The following is a 15,033-nucleotide window of genomic DNA, read 5'->3' as shown; positions in this document are numbered from 1 at the left end:
ATGACGACGACGGCGAGCGCGCACCCCGCCGTTTCCATTACGGTTGTTCCACCTCGTGAAAGGCGGACACCGTGGTCTCTCAGCACCCTCGTCATCCCGAACTCGCCTCCCCGACCCGCTCGGGGCGGCCTCGCCGCGCTCTGACCGGCCTCCGCGCCTGCGCCGGAGGCCTCGCGGCCGCGCTCCTGGCAGGCTGCGCCAGCGGCCCGCCTGAGCCGAAGGCGGACCCGGCTCAGACCATCGCCGCCGTCAACGCCCTCCTGGCCCCGGACCCCGTGGTGGACGAGGGTCTCATCCGGCACCTGCGGGCCTGCATGGTGAAGAAGGGCGCCAGCCCGGACCGGGCGTATCTGTGGCCGCTCAAGGCCGGCAGCTTCGCCAGGGCGGCCGAGAGCGGCGTGCAGGCGCTCCCTGAGAGCATCGAGGCCGCGCGGTCCACCGGGTACGTGACCGCTCGGGAGCACGCCCGCAGCGCGCCGGGCCAGGGCCTCTCGGAGCAGGACGCGGTTGCCTGGATGGGCCTGCATGACGACCAAGCCGAGGGGCCCGTCCTGCTCGGAAGCCGAAGCCAGGGGTATGCCCCAGACAGCTGTCTGCACGAGGCGAGCGTCGCCGTCTTCGGCACTCCCGGCGGCGGTTTCATCCACCAGCGGCTGGGAGTGAGGCTCGTCGATGAGGCACGGGAACGGGCCCGCGACTCCTCCGACGCCAAAGAGGCCGTGCAACGCTGGGCCGAGTGCATGAAGGACAAGGGCGAGACCCGGTTCCCCTCCCCCACAGACGCCGAGTTCAAGGGGAGCGAGTCCGAAGACGGTCTCAAGGACGTGGCCGTCAAAGACCTGGAATGCCGGGCGGAGACGGACTACACGCGGCGGTATCACGAGGCCCTCGCCGCTCAGCTGGCGCCGATGCTCACTGAGTTCGCGGGCGAGATCGAGGCCTACCGGGAGATGAAGGCCAAAGCCGCCGAGCGGCTGACGAAGGGATGAGAGCCATGAGCCCCTCCGGCAGAATGCTGCCCCTTGCCATCGCACATCGCGGTCTCCGCGGGCTCGCCTGCCTGGCAGCCTGCACGGCCCTGGCGGCCACCGCCTGCGCCGGGCCGGCGGAGCAGGCCCCGGCCCCCGGGGACACAGCCGCCGCGCTCAACCAGGCCAACGCCCTGCTGCACCGCGATCCGCAGATCAAGGCCCTCATCCTGCGCGAGGAGCAGGCGTGCATGCGGGAGAAGGGCTTCGAGTGGAGCGGCGAGGAGAGCCAGGAGCCCGAGAACGTGGACGAGCTCCTCTCCCGCCTCACGGGAGGGATGACGCCTGAGCGCGCCAGGACCGTCGGCTATGGAGCCCCGGCAGGCCCAGGGGCCGCCGCAGAGGGGAAGCCGCTGGCCCCGGAGGAGATCCGGGCTCTCAACGCGTATCGGGGCGCGGTGGAGGAGGGAGACATCCGAGCGAGTGTCTTCCCCAGCGGGGCCATGCCCGCGAACGGCTGCCAGGCCACTGCCTTGGGCCGCGCCTTCGGGTCCGCCCAGGACGGAATGGCCTATCGCAGCGTCCCCTCCCACCTCGCCATGCTGGCGCGCAACCAGATCCCCGGAGACGCCCCTGAGCTGACCGAGCTCTTCAAGGCGTGGAGTTCCTGCATGTCCCGCAAGGGCGAGACCCGTTTCCAGAGCCCCGCACAGGCCGAACACTTCGCCCAGGGCACCCCGGACAAGCTCAAGGATGTCGCGGTCAAGGACGTCGAGTGCAGGGAGGAGACCTCGTGGACCCGAGTCTGGAAGGAGCTCTTCGCACAGCAGTTCGCGCAGCAGCTGAAGGCCCACGAGAAGGAGGTCCTCGTCTACCAGGAGATCGAAAAGCGAGCCTTGGAGGGGACGAAGCGGCCGTGAAACGTTCACCGCAGCTTCTCTGGGCCGTGTTGGCTCTATTCGGACTGGGAGTGACCGGGTGTGCATCCAGTCCGGACAAGGCCGCCACAGACGTCGTGGACACGCAGGTGGTCCTCCGCCAAGCCGATGCCCTCCTCCACCGAGACCCTCGGATCGAAGAGCTCATGATCAACGAGGGGCAGAAATGCATGAAGGAACGAGGGTTCGAGGTGCACGGCCCATTGCCTTTGATCCAGACGGCCAGCGTCGGTGAAATCCTCGCCCGAATCGGCGCGGATCTCACAGTGGAGAAGGCAAGAGACGTCGGGTACGGCTCGAACGAATTCGTGCCGGAGAACTCCCCTCTCTCATCCTGGTCTCAGGAGGCCAAGGACGCCTATTTCGGCACTTTTCGAGGCGCCGTGGTTAAAGCCAGCATCATGGAGCTCGGTTCAATTCCTGCGGACGGGTGCCGTACTCAAGCACTGGACAGGGCCTTCGGCTCTGCTCCAGACGGATTGTTCTACGCGGCGTTTCCGTCCACACTGGCCGAGAAGGCCATGAACGAAGCGAACACGCACAACGCAGACGAGATCGATCGGCTTGCAGAGAAATGGCAAGAGTGCATGGCGCTCAGAGGCGAAACCCGGTTCCAGTCATGGGTGGACACCAACATTCAAGCACTCAAGAACCAGAGCAGCCTGAAGGAGCTCGCAGTCAAAGACGCCGAGTGTCGGCAGGAGATCGGCTTCAGGCAGTTCTGGACGGAGAAGTTCGCTCGGCAATTCGCCCACGAGATGAAAAAGCACGAGAAGGAGGTTCTCGCGCATCAAGAGATCGAGAAGCGAGCCCTGGAAAGGGCCAAGCCCTGACTCACACAGAAGGGGCGGCGCCCGCACACTCCGTGCGGACGCCGCCCCTTTCTCTGCATCGCCGCAGCTGTGCTGCACCGTGCTGAATCAGCCTCAGGCCGGGTAGACCTCGCGGAGGAGTCGAGCCGTCTCGGACGGGGTCTTGCCGACCTTGACGCCCGCGGCCTCGAGGGCCTCCTTCTTGGCCTGCGCGGTGCCGGCGGAGCCGGAGACGATGGCGCCTGCGTGGCCCATGGTCTTGCCCTCCGGCGCGGTGAAGCCCGCGACGTAGCCGACAACCGGCTTGGTGACGTTGGCCTTGATGAACTCGGCCGCGCGCTCCTCGGCGTCGCCGCCGATCTCGCCGATCATGACGATGGCCTTGGTCTCCGGGTCCTTCTCGAACGCCTCGAGGGCGTCGATGTGAGTGGTGCCGATGACCGGGTCGCCGCCGATGCCGATGGCGGTGGAGAAGCCGAGGTCACGCAGCTCGAACATCATCTGGTAAGTGAGCGTGCCGGACTTGGACACGAGGCCCACGCCGCCCTTGCCCGTGATGTTCGCGGGGGTGATGCCCACGAGGGACTCCTCCGGCGTGATGATGCCGGGGCAGTTCGGGCCGATGATGCGGGTGACCTGGTTGCCGTCCGCGTCCTTCTTGGACTGGGCGAGCGCCCAGAACTCGGCGGAGTCCTGCACCGGCACGCCTTCGGTGATGACCACAACGAGGCCGATGCCGGCCTCGATGGCCTCGACCACGGCGTCCTTGGTGAACTTCGGCGGGACGAAGACGATCGAGACGTCAGCACCGGTCTCCTTCATGGCCTCCTGGACGGAGCCGAAGACGGGGAGCTCGATGTCGTTGCCCTGCTTGTCCTTGTGGGAGACGGTGGTCCCGGCCTTGCGGGCGTTGACGCCGCCGACCACCTGGGTCCCGGCCTTGAGCATGAGAGCGGTGTGCTTGGTGCCCTCGCCGCCCGTGATGCCCTGGACGATGACCTTGGAGTCCTTGTTCAGGTAGATAGACATTCTTCTCTTCCTTCGAGATCTACTTGGCCGCGTGGGCGAGCTCGGCGGCCTTGTCGGCACCGGCGTCCATCGTCTCGGCGAGGGTGATGAGCGGGTGGTTGGCGTTGTCGAGGATCGCGCGGCCCTCCTCGACCTTGTTGCCGTCGAGGCGCACGACGAGCGGCTTGGTGGCCTTGTCGCCGAGGATCTCGAGGGCCTTCACGATGCCGTTGGCCACCGCGTCACAGGCGGTGATGCCGCCGAAGACGTTGACGAACACGCTCTTGACCTGGTCGTCGCCGAGGATGACGTCGAGGCCGTTGGCCATGACCTCGGCGGAGGCGCCGCCTCCGATGTCGAGGAAGTTGGCGGGCTTGACGTTGCCGTGCTTCTCGCCGGCGTAGGCGACGACGTCCAGCGTGGACATGACGAGGCCCGCGCCGTTGCCGATGATGCCGACCTCGCCGTCGAGCTTCACGTAGTTGAGGCCGTTCGCCTTGGCCTTGGCCTCGAGCGGGTCGGCCGCGCCCTTGTCCTCGAGCTCCTCGTGCTCGGGGTGGCGGACCTCGGAGGCGTTGTCGTCCAGCGTGACCTTGCCGTCGAGGGCGAGGATCTGGCCGTCGCCCGTCTTCACGAGCGGGTTGACCTCCACGAGGGTCGCGTCCTCGTTCTTGTAGACGCCATAGAGCTTGACGATGACCTCGGCGACCTTGTCCTGGAGGTCTGCCGGGAACTTCGCGGCCTCGACGATCTCCTTGGCCTTGGCGGCGTCGATGCCGACGGCCGGGTCGACGGCCACGCGGGCGAGCGCCTCGGGACGCTCGACGGCGAGCTGCTCGATCTCCATGCCGCCCTCGACGGAGCACATGGCGAGGTAGTTGCGGTTCGCGCGGTCCAGGAGGACGGAGAAGTAGTACTCCTCGGCGATGTCCGCGCCCTGCGCGATCATGACCTTGTTGACCGTGTGGCCCTTGATGTCCATGCCCAGAATGGCCTTGGCGTGCTCGTAGGCCTCGTCGGCGGTCTTGGCGACCTTGACGCCGCCGGCCTTGCCGCGGCCGCCAACCTTGACCTGGGCCTTGACGACGGTCACTCCGCCGATCTTCTCAGCCGCTGCCTTCGCTTCTTCCGGAGTCTGCGCCACGATGCCGGCGAGCACGGGAACGCCGTGTGCCTCGAAGAGATCGCGCGCCTGGTATTCAAACAGGTCCACGGGTTGTGTCCTTCTACGTCGAAGTCATCTTGTTCGAGGCGCCCCCGGAATCCCGCGAACGGGGCCCGGTGCCTCTATGGGGAACTCTAGCCCTGTTGGGCCGGAGGCCACCGTCTAGGCTACCCGCTTGTGCGCAATGCCACAGGCGGCGTCCAGAACGGGTTCAGGACGGGCTCTCTGGACTGCGATGGACGGCGGTCATGCCTTCTCCAGCGGCGCGTACCGGAGCAGCAGCCGCTTCTCCGCATCCGCGAACCGGACCTTGGCCACGGTCTTGGGCCCGCTCCCCTCGAGGGCCAGCACGGTCCCCTGGCCGAATTTGGCGTGCCGCACCGTGTCCCCCACGGAGAGCTGGAGCCCGTTGGCGTCCTCCGCAGGGCCCGACGACGTTGCGCTGCCGCCACCCGCCTGCCCCGAGCCGCTGCCTCGGCTGGCCGCGCCCGCCGCACCGCGCCCGGGCTTGTCCGGGGTGTCCGGGCGTCCGGGGAAGGACTTGGGCGCGCCCACGCCGGGCCCCTTGGGCAGTCGGGAGACGAGCTCCTCGCCAGAGGCGGAGCCGACGCGTCCGCCGCGGCCCCCGCCCTGGCCGCCGCCCGAGCCCCAGGCGGAGCCGTAGCGGGACCCGCTGAACCCGCCCATGCCGCCGACGATGGAGCCTCCGAAGCCGCCGGGGCGCGCGGTGCCCTCCCTCTTCCACTCGATGAGGTCCTCGGGGATCTCCTCGATGAACTGGCTGCCGGGGTTGTACTGGCTCTGCCCCCACATGGAGCGCACCTCGGAGCGCGTGAGGTAGAGGCGCTGCCGCGCTCGGGTGAGGCCTACGTAGGCGAGCCGCCGCTCCTCCGCGAGCTCCTTGGCGTCCACCGCGGAGCGGCTGTGCGGGAAGACGCCCTGCTCAAGACCCGTCAGGAAGACCACGGGGAACTCGAGGCCCTTGGCGGTGTGCAGGGTCATGAGCGTGACGACGCCCTGGCGGCGGGCCTCTTCCACGGCGGCCGCCACCTCGGCCGCGCTGCCCTCAGGGGCATCCGGGATCTGGTCCGCGTCCGCCACGAGGGAGACCTGCTCGAGGTACTCCCCCAGCGTTCCCTCGGGGTTGTCCTGCTCGAACTCCCGGATGACGGCCACGAGCTCGGCGAGGTTCTCCACACGGGACTCGTCCTGCGGGTCATTGCTGAGGCGCAGCGTCTCCAGGTATCCGGTCTTCTGGAGCACGGCCTGGACGGCGGCCACGGGACCCTCCTGGTCCGCGGTCTGCTTCAGCTCGTCGATAAGCTCCACGAACTGCTGGGTCAGCTTGACCGCACGGGTGCCGAGCCCCGGCGCGTCCGCCGAGCGGCGCAGAGCGGACATGAAGCTGATCCGCTCCCGGTCCGCGAGCGCGGCCACGGCCGCCTCAGCCCGGTCTCCGATGCCGCGCTTGGGCTCGTTGAGGATGCGGCGGAGGTTGACGTCATCCTCCGGGTTGACGAGCGTGCGGAGGTAGGCGAGGACGTCTTTGATCTCCTTGCGCTCGTAGAAGCGTGTGCCGCCCACCACCCGGTACGGCAGGCCGAAGCGGACCAGGATGTCCTCGATGCTGCGGGACTGGGCGTTGGTCCGGTAGAAGACGGCCACGTCTCCGGGGCGGGCCAGGGAGTCATCCCCGAGCCTGTCGATCTCCCGGGCGATGAACTCCGCTTCCGCGTGCTCGGACTCGCCCACGTAGCCGATGATCTTCTCCCCGTCCCCCGAGGCGGTCCAGAGCTTCTTGGGCGGACGCTCCGGGTTGCGGGAGATGACGGCGTTGGCGGCGGAGAGGATGTTCTGCGTGGAGCGGTAGTTCTGCTCCAGCAGGATGGTCCGCGCGTTGGGGTAGTCCTTCTCGAACTCGATGATGTTGCGGATGTCCGCACCGCGGAACGCGTAGATGGACTGGTCCGAGTCTCCCACCACGGTCAGCTCGGCGCCCGGGCCGGAGTCAGACTGCGTCAGCTCCCGGACGAGCGCATACTGGGCGTGGTTGGTGTCCTGGTACTCGTCCACGAGCACGTGGCGGAAGCGGCGGCGGTAGTTCTCCGCCACCTGCGGGAAGGCCCGGAACATGTAGACGGTCTCAGCGATGAGATCGTCGAAGTCCATGGCGTTCGCCTGCCGCAGGCGCTGCGTGTACCCCTTGTAGACCTCCGTCACGGCCGCCTCGAAGGGATCCTCCGGGTTCGCCTCGCTGCTGAAGTCCTCCGCGTCGATCAGCTCGTTCTTCAGGCCCGAGATCTTGTGCTGGATCTGCTTGGGCGGGAACTTCTTGGGGTCCAGGTCCAGGCCCTTGGCCACGAGGGTGATGAGCCGGAGGCTGTCCGCGGAGTCATAGATGGAGAAGTTCTGGCTGAGCCCGATGGCGCTCGCCTCGCGCCGCAGGATCCTCACGCAGGACGAGTGGAAGGTGCTCACCCACATGCGCTCCGCCGCGGGGCCCACGAGCTCCGAGATGCGCTCCCGCATCTCCGCCGCCGCCTTGTTGGTGAAGGTGATGGCCAGGATCTCCCCCGGGTGCGCGCGGCGCGTCTCCAGGAGATAGGCGATCCGGTGGGTGAGGACCCGCGTCTTGCCCGAGCCCGCGCCGGCCACGATGAGCAGCGGCGATCCCGCGTGGACCACGGCTTCCCGCTGGTGCTCGTTGAGCCCCTCGAGCAGCCCCGCACCGGGCTCAGCGCTCGATCCCGGCGCCGCGTTCGGACCCCGCTCGGCAGTCGGCTCTGCGAACGGATCCTCCCCCGACAGAGAGTCCTCGCCGAAGCCGGGGCCGAACCCCGGCGCCAGCTTGGGCAGGCGCGCCTCCGGTGACGAGCTGTCCTTCTTGAGAGCGTCGAAATGCGGATCGAAGAGGAAGTCCATGGTCTTCCCAGTCTAGGCAGAGGGGTGGACACTCTAAGCTTGCGCTTCACGGACAGGCTCGGGCCGGTCCGCGCCGGCCGCCGTCGTCGTCCAAGGGCGGCGGGGACAGCGGGCCCGGCGGGAAGCCCCCGGAAGGAGCGAAGACCCCGGCGGAGGGGGTCCCCCGGAAATAGAGGCGGGAGGAGAGCCGTTGCACGGAGCAGCACCGCCCCGCACGGGGCACCGCCGAGCCCAGACCCCGGAAAGGACCCTCATGCGCGCTCTCCGCGGAACCCTGACCGACTCCCCGCAGCTCCAGGAGCTCGAGACCCCGACGCCCGGCCCCGGGCAGATCCTCATCCGCCGGGCGGCGGCGGCCATCAGCCCCTCGGACGCGATGGTCGCGAGCGGGGCGGCCCGCGCCCGGTTCGACCTCGCGGACGAGACCGGCATCGGCTGGGACCTCAGCGGCACTGTCGAGGCGCTCGGCGAGGGCGTCACGGGATTCCGGGAGGGGGACGGGGTGGCGGCGCTCGTCGCGCCCGTCGCCCTGCCGATCCGCGGGCAGGCGGACTTCGTGGCCGTGCCCGCCGAGGACGCGGCGCTCGTGCCGGAGGGCATCTCCCTCCTCGAGGCCGGCACCGTGCCGCTCAACACCCTGACCGCGGACCAGGCGCTCGCCCTGACGGCGGCGGAGCTGGACGGCGAGATCGCCGGCAAACGGCTCCTCATCACGGGCGCGGCCGGTGGCGTGGGCGGATACGCCATCGACCTCGCCGTGGAGGCCGGCTGGCAGGTGGACGGCCTGGCGCGCCCCGGCGACCGCGAGTTCGTCGAGGCGGCCGGCGCCCGCCACGTCACGGAGATCGAGGAGGGCGCCTATGCGGCCGTCTTCGACACCGCGAACATCCCGGACGCCGCCCTCGCCTCCCTCGAGAAGGGCGGCGTCTTCACAGGCATCCGCGGCCCCTGGCGGCAGGACCTGCCGATGGATTTCCGGTACGTCTTCCACCTCGTGGAGCCCGACGGCGAGCGGCTCGCCGAGCTGCTCCAGCGTTCGCTCTCGCCGACGTTCGCGCCCCGGATCGACTCGGTCTACCCCCTGGAGGACTTCAAGGCCGCCTACGAGCGGTTCGGGCAGAGCGGCCTCCGGGGCCGCGTGGTGCTCGCCGGCTGAGGCCGGGCCCATCCAGACACCGCCCAGCGCCCCCGGGCGTCCCCGCGGGCTCAGCCGATCGCGGCCACGGCCGCGTCGAGGCGCTCCCTCGCCTCGGCGCGAGCCGTGAGGGCCTCCTCCATGGTCACCTCGACGAACCGCGTCTGCGTTCCCGGGGTGGCCCGGGCGACGACGTCCATGTCCGCGCTGATGACGGTGCCCACCATGGCGTAACCGCCGGCCGAGACGGCGTCCCGGTGGAGGATGATCGGCTGCGTGCCGCCCGGGATCTGGATGGAGCCCACGGCGTAGCCGGCGTCCACGATGTTGGACTGGTCCGAGCCCGCGCCGAAGGGCTGCTCGCGCTCCACCCACTCCACGCCGGGGCCGTCATACCGCATGCCCATCCGGTCCGCCACGGGCGTGAGGGTCCACGTCTCCTCGGCGATCCGGCGGCGGCCCTCCTCGGTGAGGCGGTGGTCGTAGAGGCCGAAGAGGAAGCGCAGCTCCTGGGAGCCGCAGAACTCGGGGCGGAACTCCTCCGGGACGCGCCGCCCCGCGAGCACCTGGAGGTCGCCGGCCGGCGCTCCCACGGGCACGCTGTCCCCGGCCTCGAGCTTGCGGCCGTTGAGCCCGCCGAGGGCGCCGAGCGCGTACGTGGAGCGCGAGCCGAGCACCTCGGGTACGTCCACGCCGCCCGCCACGGCGATGTAGTAGCGGGTTCCGCCCTGGATGACGCCGAACTCCAGCTCGTCGCCCTCATTCAGGAGGAGGGACTCCCACTCGCCGCGCTCCTCGCCGTTGACCTTGACGGGCACCGGCGCGCCCGCGACGGCCACGAGCGCGGGACGGTCCGCCCTGAGCTTGGGGCCCATGTAGGTGCACTCGAGCACGGCCTCGCCCTCGCCGTTGCCGACGAGCGCGTTCGCGAGCCGCGCCGAGTACTGGTCGAGCGAGCCGCCCTGGGGCAGCCCCACGTGGTAGTAGCCCGTGCGCCCGCGGTCCTGGACCGTGGTGGACAGGCCTGGAACGAGAACCTCAAGCGACATCGAGAGCCTCCGTCAGCACAGTGTTGTATTCGGTGGGGTTGGCGAGGAGCTTGTCCACGTCGAACGTCGCCTCCGCGGTCTTGAAGCGGAAGCTGCCGTCCTCGACCTTCTTCTGGATCTCGCGGTACTCGGTCTCGTCCACGGGCCGGAACTTCACCACGTCGCCGGGCTTGAAGAAGATCATGAAGTCCTCGAAGTCCGCGTGCTTCTGCTCGGGCTCGAAGATGGGGGCCGCCGCCACGCCGAACATCTGGTAGCCGCCCGCGCCCCGCACCGAGTAGATGCAGGCGAAGGATCCGCCGTGGCCCACGGTGAGCTTCGGGGTGTCCGTGCGCGGCGAGAGGTACTTGGGCACCTCCATCTGCTGGTCCTGGTCCACGAGCTGGAACATGAACGGCAGGCCGGCCACGAATCCCACCATCGTCACCATCCACGGCTGGCTGTGGTGGCGCTCGATGAACTCCGCCGCGTCCTTGAGCCCGTTGACCTTGGCCGCGTAGTCCAGGTCCGTGCCCTCGGGATCCTGGTGGTAGCCCTTGCGGAAGCGCTGCTCCACCTCGGAGGTGTAGGGATCGTCATACCAGACGGGGATCTCGACGACGCGCGCGGTCACCGTCCTCCCCGCCTCCTCGACGGCGCTCTCCTCGAGCTCCTGGACCCGCGAGCGCAGCTCCTCGGGCCGGATCCCGTCCGGGTCGAACCGGATGAGCAGCGAGGCGTTGGCGGGGCAGACGTCCACGAGCCCGGGCAGCCCGGCCTCCTTGACGGCCTCCGCGAGCGCCATGACCTTGAAATAGGCCTCGAGGCTCATCGCCTCGTACACTTCCACGAAGAGGAACTCGTCCCCTCCGAACGAATAGCGTGCCTTCTGCCTCATCGCGCCTCCTCAGCGGCGGTGTCGGTGTCTGCTGTGTCAGTCTCCTCGGCGCCAGCGCCGTCGTTGGCGGAGTCTGCGCCGGCCTCCGCCCCCGCGGGCATGGACTCGAGGAAGGTGGTCCAGTGGCCCACGCTCGCGAACTCACGGGTCCGGAGGGCGCGCAGGTGCAACGGGACCGTCGTCGCGATCCCCTCCACGCGGGTGGCCCGGAGCGCCTCCTCAGCGGACGCGATCGCTTCCTCGCGCGAGGGTGCCCAGACGATGAGCTTGGCGATCATCGAGTCATAGAACGGCGCGACGACGGACCCCTCGGCGATTCCGGAGTCCACCCGGACACCCTCGCCCTCGGGCCATGCGAGGCCGCTCACCGTGCCCGGGGACGGGAAGAAGCCGTTGTCCGGGTCCTCGGCGTTGAGGCGGAACTCGAGCGCGTGGCCCTCGAGCCGGATGTCCTCCTGCCGCACGGACAGCCCCTCGCCCGCGGCTGCGCGCAGCTGCTCCGCCACGAGGTCCAGGCCGGTGACCATCTCCGTTACGGGGTGCTCCACCTGGAGGCGGGTGTTCATCTCGATGAAGAACGCCTCGCGGCTCGCGGGGTCGTAGAGGAACTCCACGGTTCCCGCGCCGCGGTAGCCCGTGGCCCGGGCCAGCTCCACGGAGGAGGTGCGGATGGTCTCGCGGACGTCCTCGGGCAGCTCGGGGGCGGGCGCCTCCTCGATGACCTTCTGGGAGCGGCGCTGCAGGGAGCAGTCGCGGTCCCCGACGTGGACGAACCGCTCGCCGTCCCCGAGCACCTGCACCTCGACGTGCCGGGCGCGGTCCACGAACCGCTCCAGGTACACGGCCGAGTCGCCGAAGATGCTGCCGGCCTCCGCCCGCGCGGTGTCCACGGCGGCGGCGAGCTCGTCCTCCGAGCGCACCACGCGGATGCCCTTTCCTCCGCCGCCCGCCGAGGCCTTGACCATGAGCGGGAAGCCGATCTCCCGGGCCGCCTCGAGCGGGTCCGCGTCCGCGGGCAGCGCGCCCTCGGTGCCCGGCAGCACCGGCACGCCCGCCTTCTTCGCGGTCTCTCGGGCAGCGGACTTATCGCCCATGAGCCGGATGGTCTCCGCGCTCGGGCCCACCCACGTGAGCCCCGCGGCCTCGACGGCCTCGGCGAAGCCCGCGTTCTCGGACAGGAAGCCGTAGCCCGGGTGCACGGCGTCGGCCCCTGCCTCCTGCGCGGCGGCGACGACGGCCTCCACGTTGAGATAGCTCTTGGCCGCCGGAGCCGGGCCGATGACGACGACGGCGTCCGCGAGGCTCGCCGGATACGAGCCCTCGTCCGCCTCCGAGACGCCGAGGACCGTCTTCACGCCGCGCTCCCGGGCCGTGCGGATGATGCGGGCCGCGATCTCCCCGCGGTTCGCGATGAACAGCGTCTTCACGGGCATCACTCCGCGAGGGTGAGGATCGTCTGGCCGGGCTGCACCATGTCACCGTCCTCCACCTGGAAGGACTCGACCGTGCCCGCGGCGTCCGCCTGCACCTCGGTGAACTGCTTCATGATCTCGACGATGCCCACGGTCTGCCCCTTCTCCACCGAGTCCCCCTCGGAGACGAACGGGTCCTTGTCCGGGGCGGGGCGGCGGTAGAAGACGCCGGGGAGGGGTGACTGGATCTCGGCCATGGGAGGGGTCCTTTCTGGAGGGGTCTTGTCTGTGGGGTGTTGCCTGGAGGGTCTTGCCTGGGGACTGGGGATGAGGCCGGGGGCGGTCAGGCCCCCGCCCGCGAGATCGCCTCGCGGACGGCCCGGGCCACATCGGGAGAGTTGGAGGCGTCCGAGTGGACGCAGACGCTCTGGAACGGGATGTCCAGGTCCGCCCCACCCGTGGACTTCACGGGCCTCCCGGACATCGCGGCGGACACCCGCTCGGCGGCCGCCCGGGGGTCTGTGGTGTGCGGGACGCGCTGGATGATGAGGCCGCCATCGTCGTCGTAGTCCAGATCCACGTAGAGCTCGCCGACGAACTCCACGCCCAGCCGCTCGCACACCCGCTGGTGCTCGGTGCCCGCGAGGCCGAAGAACGGGACGCCGTACTCCCGCGCCACGCCCGCGGCGGCCTCCATGAGGTCCGCATCGCCCGCGAGCATCCCGTAGAGCGCGCCGTGCGGCTTGATGTGGCTGAGCTCCATGCCGTGGAGGCGCAGGAAGCCGGTGAGCGCGCCGGTCTGGTAGGCGATGAGCGAGCGGACCTCGTCCGGCGTGAGGGCCATGCGGCGGCGGCCGAAGCCGGAGACGTCCGGCAGGCCCGGGTGGGCGCCGACGGCCACGCCCTTGTCCTTGGCGAGGCCCACGGTGGCGTCCATGACGTCCGGGTCTCCCGCGTGGAAGCCGCAGGCCACGTTGGCCGCGTCGATGAGGTCCATGAGCGCCTCGTCGTTGCCGAAGCGGTGCAGGCCGAGGCCCTCCCCCATGTCCGAGTTGAGGGTGACCGTTCCGGTGCCTGCGGCGGTGCCAGCCATGGTGCTCCTTCGGGGTTCGCGTTCGCTGCCGCCCTCCGAGTGAGATCCCGTGTCCTGAGTCACACTCCGAGGTTGACTTACAACGTAGTGCCGAATCCAGGCTCCGTCATTCGACGTCCGGCCAGAATCCACGCCCGGTTTTGGTGCAGCTGCACAAAAGCGGCGAGAATCGGCAGGGTGAAGCTCTCCGATCTCCTCGACGCCCCGGCCCTCGCCGTCACCCTCGAGTCCGGCTCGCGCGAGGACGCCGAGCGCGCCGAGGTGACCTGGTGCGCTCCGGCCGAGGGCATCGACCCCTCCCGCTTCCTCAGCCCCCAGGCGCTCCTCCTCACCACGGGCCTCGGCCTCAACGTCCAGAGCGCCGCCACCTGGGACGCCTACGCCGAGCGGCTCGCCCGGGTGCCCGTCTGCGGGCTCGCGTTCGGGCTGGGGCCGGTCCACACCGCCGTCCCGCCGCAGCTCGCCCAGGCGTGCCGGGCGCACGGCGTGCCGCTCGTGGCCGTCCAGGAGAGCACGCCGTTCATCGCGGTGCTGCGCTTCGTCCAGGACCGCCTCGAGCGCGAGCGCTTCGCGTCCTCCAGCCGCGGGTGGCACATCGCAGACCTCGCCTCCCGCACTGCGTCCGACGACGACGAGGTGGCCGTCCTCGGCCGGATGCTCAGCGCGGTCGCGGCGGAGGCGGAGGCGTGCGTGGGCATCGAGGCGGAGGGCGTCGTCCTGGCCTCGCGGGGAACGGCCTCCGCTGCGGGGCCCGGCTCGACCCTCCGCCTGCCCGGACAGCCGCGCGAGGGGTGCATTCTGCGGGTCCGCGGGCTGCCGCCCTCACGCCTGCTCCAGCCGCTGCTCGGGCCCGCCGCCTCGCTGCTCTCGCTGCAGCTGACCCATGCCCTGCGCTCGCCCGTGCCGCCGGAGCGGGTCTTCGCGTGGGACGGGGAGCTGACGGCGTTTCTCGGGCGCCTCATTGCGCAGGCCCCGCCCGGGCAGAAGACGCTCGGTCTCCGCGTGTTCCGGGCCGAGGGCGGCTCGCTGCCCCCGCATGTCCTCGTCGCCGCGGTCGACGCGGTGGCCCGCGCGGACGCATCCGCCGTCGCCGTGAAGGCGGACGGGGACCTCCTGGCGTTCGGGAGCGCCGAGCCCCTCCTGGGCGCAGCCCGCGCGCTCGCCCAGCGCATCCCCGGGCTCGGCGCGGCCCACACGGCCTTCGACGAGCAGGAGGACGCCGCCCTGCCACTGGAGTCCCTGAGGGACGCTCCCCGCAGGCCCGGCGTGGCCGAGGCGCCGCAGCTCAGCGTCCGCGCCGCTCTCTCCTCGCACGTCAGCCCGACCCTGCACCGGAGGGCCCAACGGGTGCTCTCCGGACTCACCGGGGCCAGCTCGGCGCCGCTCCGAGAGTCCCTGCGGGTGTACCTCGAGGAGGCCGGCAGCGTGAGCGGCACCTGCACGCGGCTCGGGATCCACCGGAACACCCTCGGCTACCGTCTCCGCCGGGTCGAGGAGCTGACGGGCCTCGATCTGGAGCGCGGGGAGGACCGCTTCCTGGCGCAGCTCGCCTTTGCGCTCTCGGAGGGCGGCGGAGAGGAGGCCTCCGCCGACCGCGGCTGAGACCGCACGCCTGCAGCGGTCTCTGCGGCCGCAGCGGCCTCCGCGTCCGCGT

Annotated in this window: 13 protein-coding genes; 5 read left to right on the top strand and 8 right to left on the bottom strand. The window is 70.3% G+C overall.

Features of this window, described 5'->3' with window-relative positions:
• Positions 1-71 precede the first annotated feature (71 nt).
• From H9I38_RS03660 to H9I38_RS03650, 3 genes are read left to right on the top strand one after another with little or no spacing between them, the layout of a single operon-like run.
• Positions 72-989: a hypothetical protein gene (locus tag H9I38_RS03660; protein ID WP_226337399.1), complete on the top strand. Its 918-nt coding sequence runs from the start codon at positions 72-74 to the stop codon at positions 987-989.
• A 5-nt stretch (positions 990-994) separates the two neighbouring features.
• Complete coding sequence (locus tag H9I38_RS03655) at positions 995-1,888, top strand: hypothetical protein (protein ID WP_226337398.1); 894 nt, start codon at positions 995-997, stop codon at positions 1,886-1,888.
• The gene (locus tag H9I38_RS03650) at positions 1,885-2,739 is read left to right on the top strand and encodes a hypothetical protein (protein WP_226337397.1); all 855 of its coding nucleotides are present in this window, start codon (positions 1,885-1,887) and stop codon (positions 2,737-2,739) included. Before H9I38_RS03655 ends, H9I38_RS03650 begins: the two co-directional genes overlap by 4 nt.
• A gap of 93 nt (positions 2,740-2,832) precedes the next feature.
• On the opposite strand, the gene sucD is transcribed toward H9I38_RS03650, so the two are convergent.
• From sucD to pcrA, 3 genes are all read right to left on the bottom strand, one after another.
• On the bottom strand, positions 2,833-3,747 hold the full coding sequence (gene sucD, locus H9I38_RS03645; protein ID WP_226337396.1) for a succinate--CoA ligase subunit alpha: 915 nt from the start codon (positions 3,745-3,747) through the stop codon (positions 2,833-2,835).
• A 19-nt stretch (positions 3,748-3,766) separates the two neighbouring features.
• On the bottom strand, positions 3,767-4,939 hold the full coding sequence (sucC, locus tag H9I38_RS03640) for an ADP-forming succinate--CoA ligase subunit beta (RefSeq protein ID WP_226337395.1): 1,173 nt from the start codon (positions 4,937-4,939) through the stop codon (positions 3,767-3,769).
• A 198-nt stretch (positions 4,940-5,137) separates the two neighbouring features.
• Positions 5,138-7,813 carry a DNA helicase PcrA gene (pcrA, locus tag H9I38_RS03635; RefSeq protein WP_226337394.1) on the bottom strand — a complete coding sequence of 892 codons (2,676 nt, stop codon included), beginning with the start codon at positions 7,811-7,813 and terminating at the stop codon, positions 5,138-5,140.
• A 253-nt stretch (positions 7,814-8,066) separates the two neighbouring features.
• Between pcrA and H9I38_RS03630 the strand changes: the two genes are divergently transcribed.
• The gene (locus H9I38_RS03630; protein ID WP_226337393.1) at positions 8,067-8,969 is read left to right on the top strand and encodes an NADP-dependent oxidoreductase; all 903 of its coding nucleotides are present in this window, start codon (positions 8,067-8,069) and stop codon (positions 8,967-8,969) included.
• A gap of 50 nt (positions 8,970-9,019) precedes the next feature.
• Here H9I38_RS03630 and H9I38_RS03625 read toward each other — a convergent pair whose 3' ends face one another.
• The 5 genes from H9I38_RS03625 to pxpA all read right to left on the bottom strand — a co-directional run bounded on the left by H9I38_RS03625 (position 9,020) and on the right by pxpA (position 13,379).
• Positions 9,020-9,997, bottom strand: coding sequence for a biotin-dependent carboxyltransferase family protein (locus tag H9I38_RS03625; protein ID WP_226337392.1), 978 nt, complete (start codon positions 9,995-9,997; stop codon positions 9,020-9,022).
• Positions 9,987-10,874, bottom strand: coding sequence for a 5-oxoprolinase subunit B family protein (locus H9I38_RS03620; protein ID WP_226337391.1), 888 nt, complete (start codon positions 10,872-10,874; stop codon positions 9,987-9,989). The genes H9I38_RS03625 and H9I38_RS03620 overlap by 11 nt, the downstream gene beginning before the upstream one ends.
• On the bottom strand, positions 10,871-12,307 hold the full coding sequence (locus H9I38_RS03615; protein ID WP_226337390.1) for an acetyl/propionyl/methylcrotonyl-CoA carboxylase subunit alpha: 1,437 nt from the start codon (positions 12,305-12,307) through the stop codon (positions 10,871-10,873). Before H9I38_RS03615 ends, H9I38_RS03620 begins: the two co-directional genes overlap by 4 nt.
• Positions 12,307-12,543: an acetyl-CoA carboxylase gene (locus H9I38_RS03610; protein WP_226337389.1), complete on the bottom strand. Its 237-nt coding sequence runs from the start codon at positions 12,541-12,543 to the stop codon at positions 12,307-12,309. The genes H9I38_RS03615 and H9I38_RS03610 overlap by 1 nt, the downstream gene beginning before the upstream one ends.
• Before the next feature lie 86 nt (positions 12,544-12,629).
• Positions 12,630-13,379, bottom strand: coding sequence for a 5-oxoprolinase subunit PxpA (pxpA, locus tag H9I38_RS03605; RefSeq protein ID WP_226337388.1), 750 nt, complete (start codon positions 13,377-13,379; stop codon positions 12,630-12,632).
• Between the two features lie 177 nt (positions 13,380-13,556).
• Here pxpA and H9I38_RS03600 point away from each other — a divergent pair, with 177 nt between their 5' ends.
• Positions 13,557-14,981, top strand: coding sequence for a helix-turn-helix domain-containing protein (locus tag H9I38_RS03600; RefSeq protein ID WP_226337387.1), 1,425 nt, complete (start codon positions 13,557-13,559; stop codon positions 14,979-14,981).
• Positions 14,982-15,033 lie beyond the last annotated feature (52 nt).

Source organism: Arthrobacter sp. UM1 (assembly GCF_020483305.1).
Lineage (GTDB): Bacteria > Actinomycetota > Actinomycetes > Actinomycetales > Micrococcaceae > Falsarthrobacter.
The sequence above is the reverse complement of the archived record's forward strand: the minus strand, read 5'-3'. Positions and strand labels throughout refer to the sequence as shown.

Excerpts from the sequence above, each read along its gene's own strand:
- H9I38_RS03615 (WP_226337390.1), bottom strand. The coding sequence starts at position 12,307 with ATGCCCGTGAAGACGCTGTTCATCGCGAACCGCGGGGAGATCGCGGCC.
- H9I38_RS03610 (WP_226337389.1), bottom strand. The coding sequence starts at position 12,543 with ATGGCCGAGATCCAGTCACCCCTCCCCGGCGTCTTCTACCGCCGCCCC.
- pcrA (WP_226337394.1), bottom strand. The coding sequence starts at position 7,813 with ATGGACTTCCTCTTCGATCCGCATTTCGACGCTCTCAAGAAGGACAGC.
- H9I38_RS03620 (WP_226337391.1), bottom strand. The coding sequence starts at position 10,874 with ATGAGGCAGAAGGCACGCTATTCGTTCGGAGGGGACGAGTTCCTCTTC.
- H9I38_RS03630 (WP_226337393.1), top strand. The coding sequence starts at position 8,067 with ATGCGCGCTCTCCGCGGAACCCTGACCGACTCCCCGCAGCTCCAGGAG.
- H9I38_RS03655 (WP_226337398.1), top strand. The coding sequence starts at position 995 with ATGAGCCCCTCCGGCAGAATGCTGCCCCTTGCCATCGCACATCGCGGT.
- sucD (WP_226337396.1), bottom strand. The coding sequence starts at position 3,747 with ATGTCTATCTACCTGAACAAGGACTCCAAGGTCATCGTCCAGGGCATC.
- H9I38_RS03625 (WP_226337392.1), bottom strand. The coding sequence starts at position 9,997 with ATGTCGCTTGAGGTTCTCGTTCCAGGCCTGTCCACCACGGTCCAGGAC.
- pxpA (WP_226337388.1), bottom strand. The coding sequence starts at position 13,379 with ATGGCTGGCACCGCCGCAGGCACCGGAACGGTCACCCTCAACTCGGAC.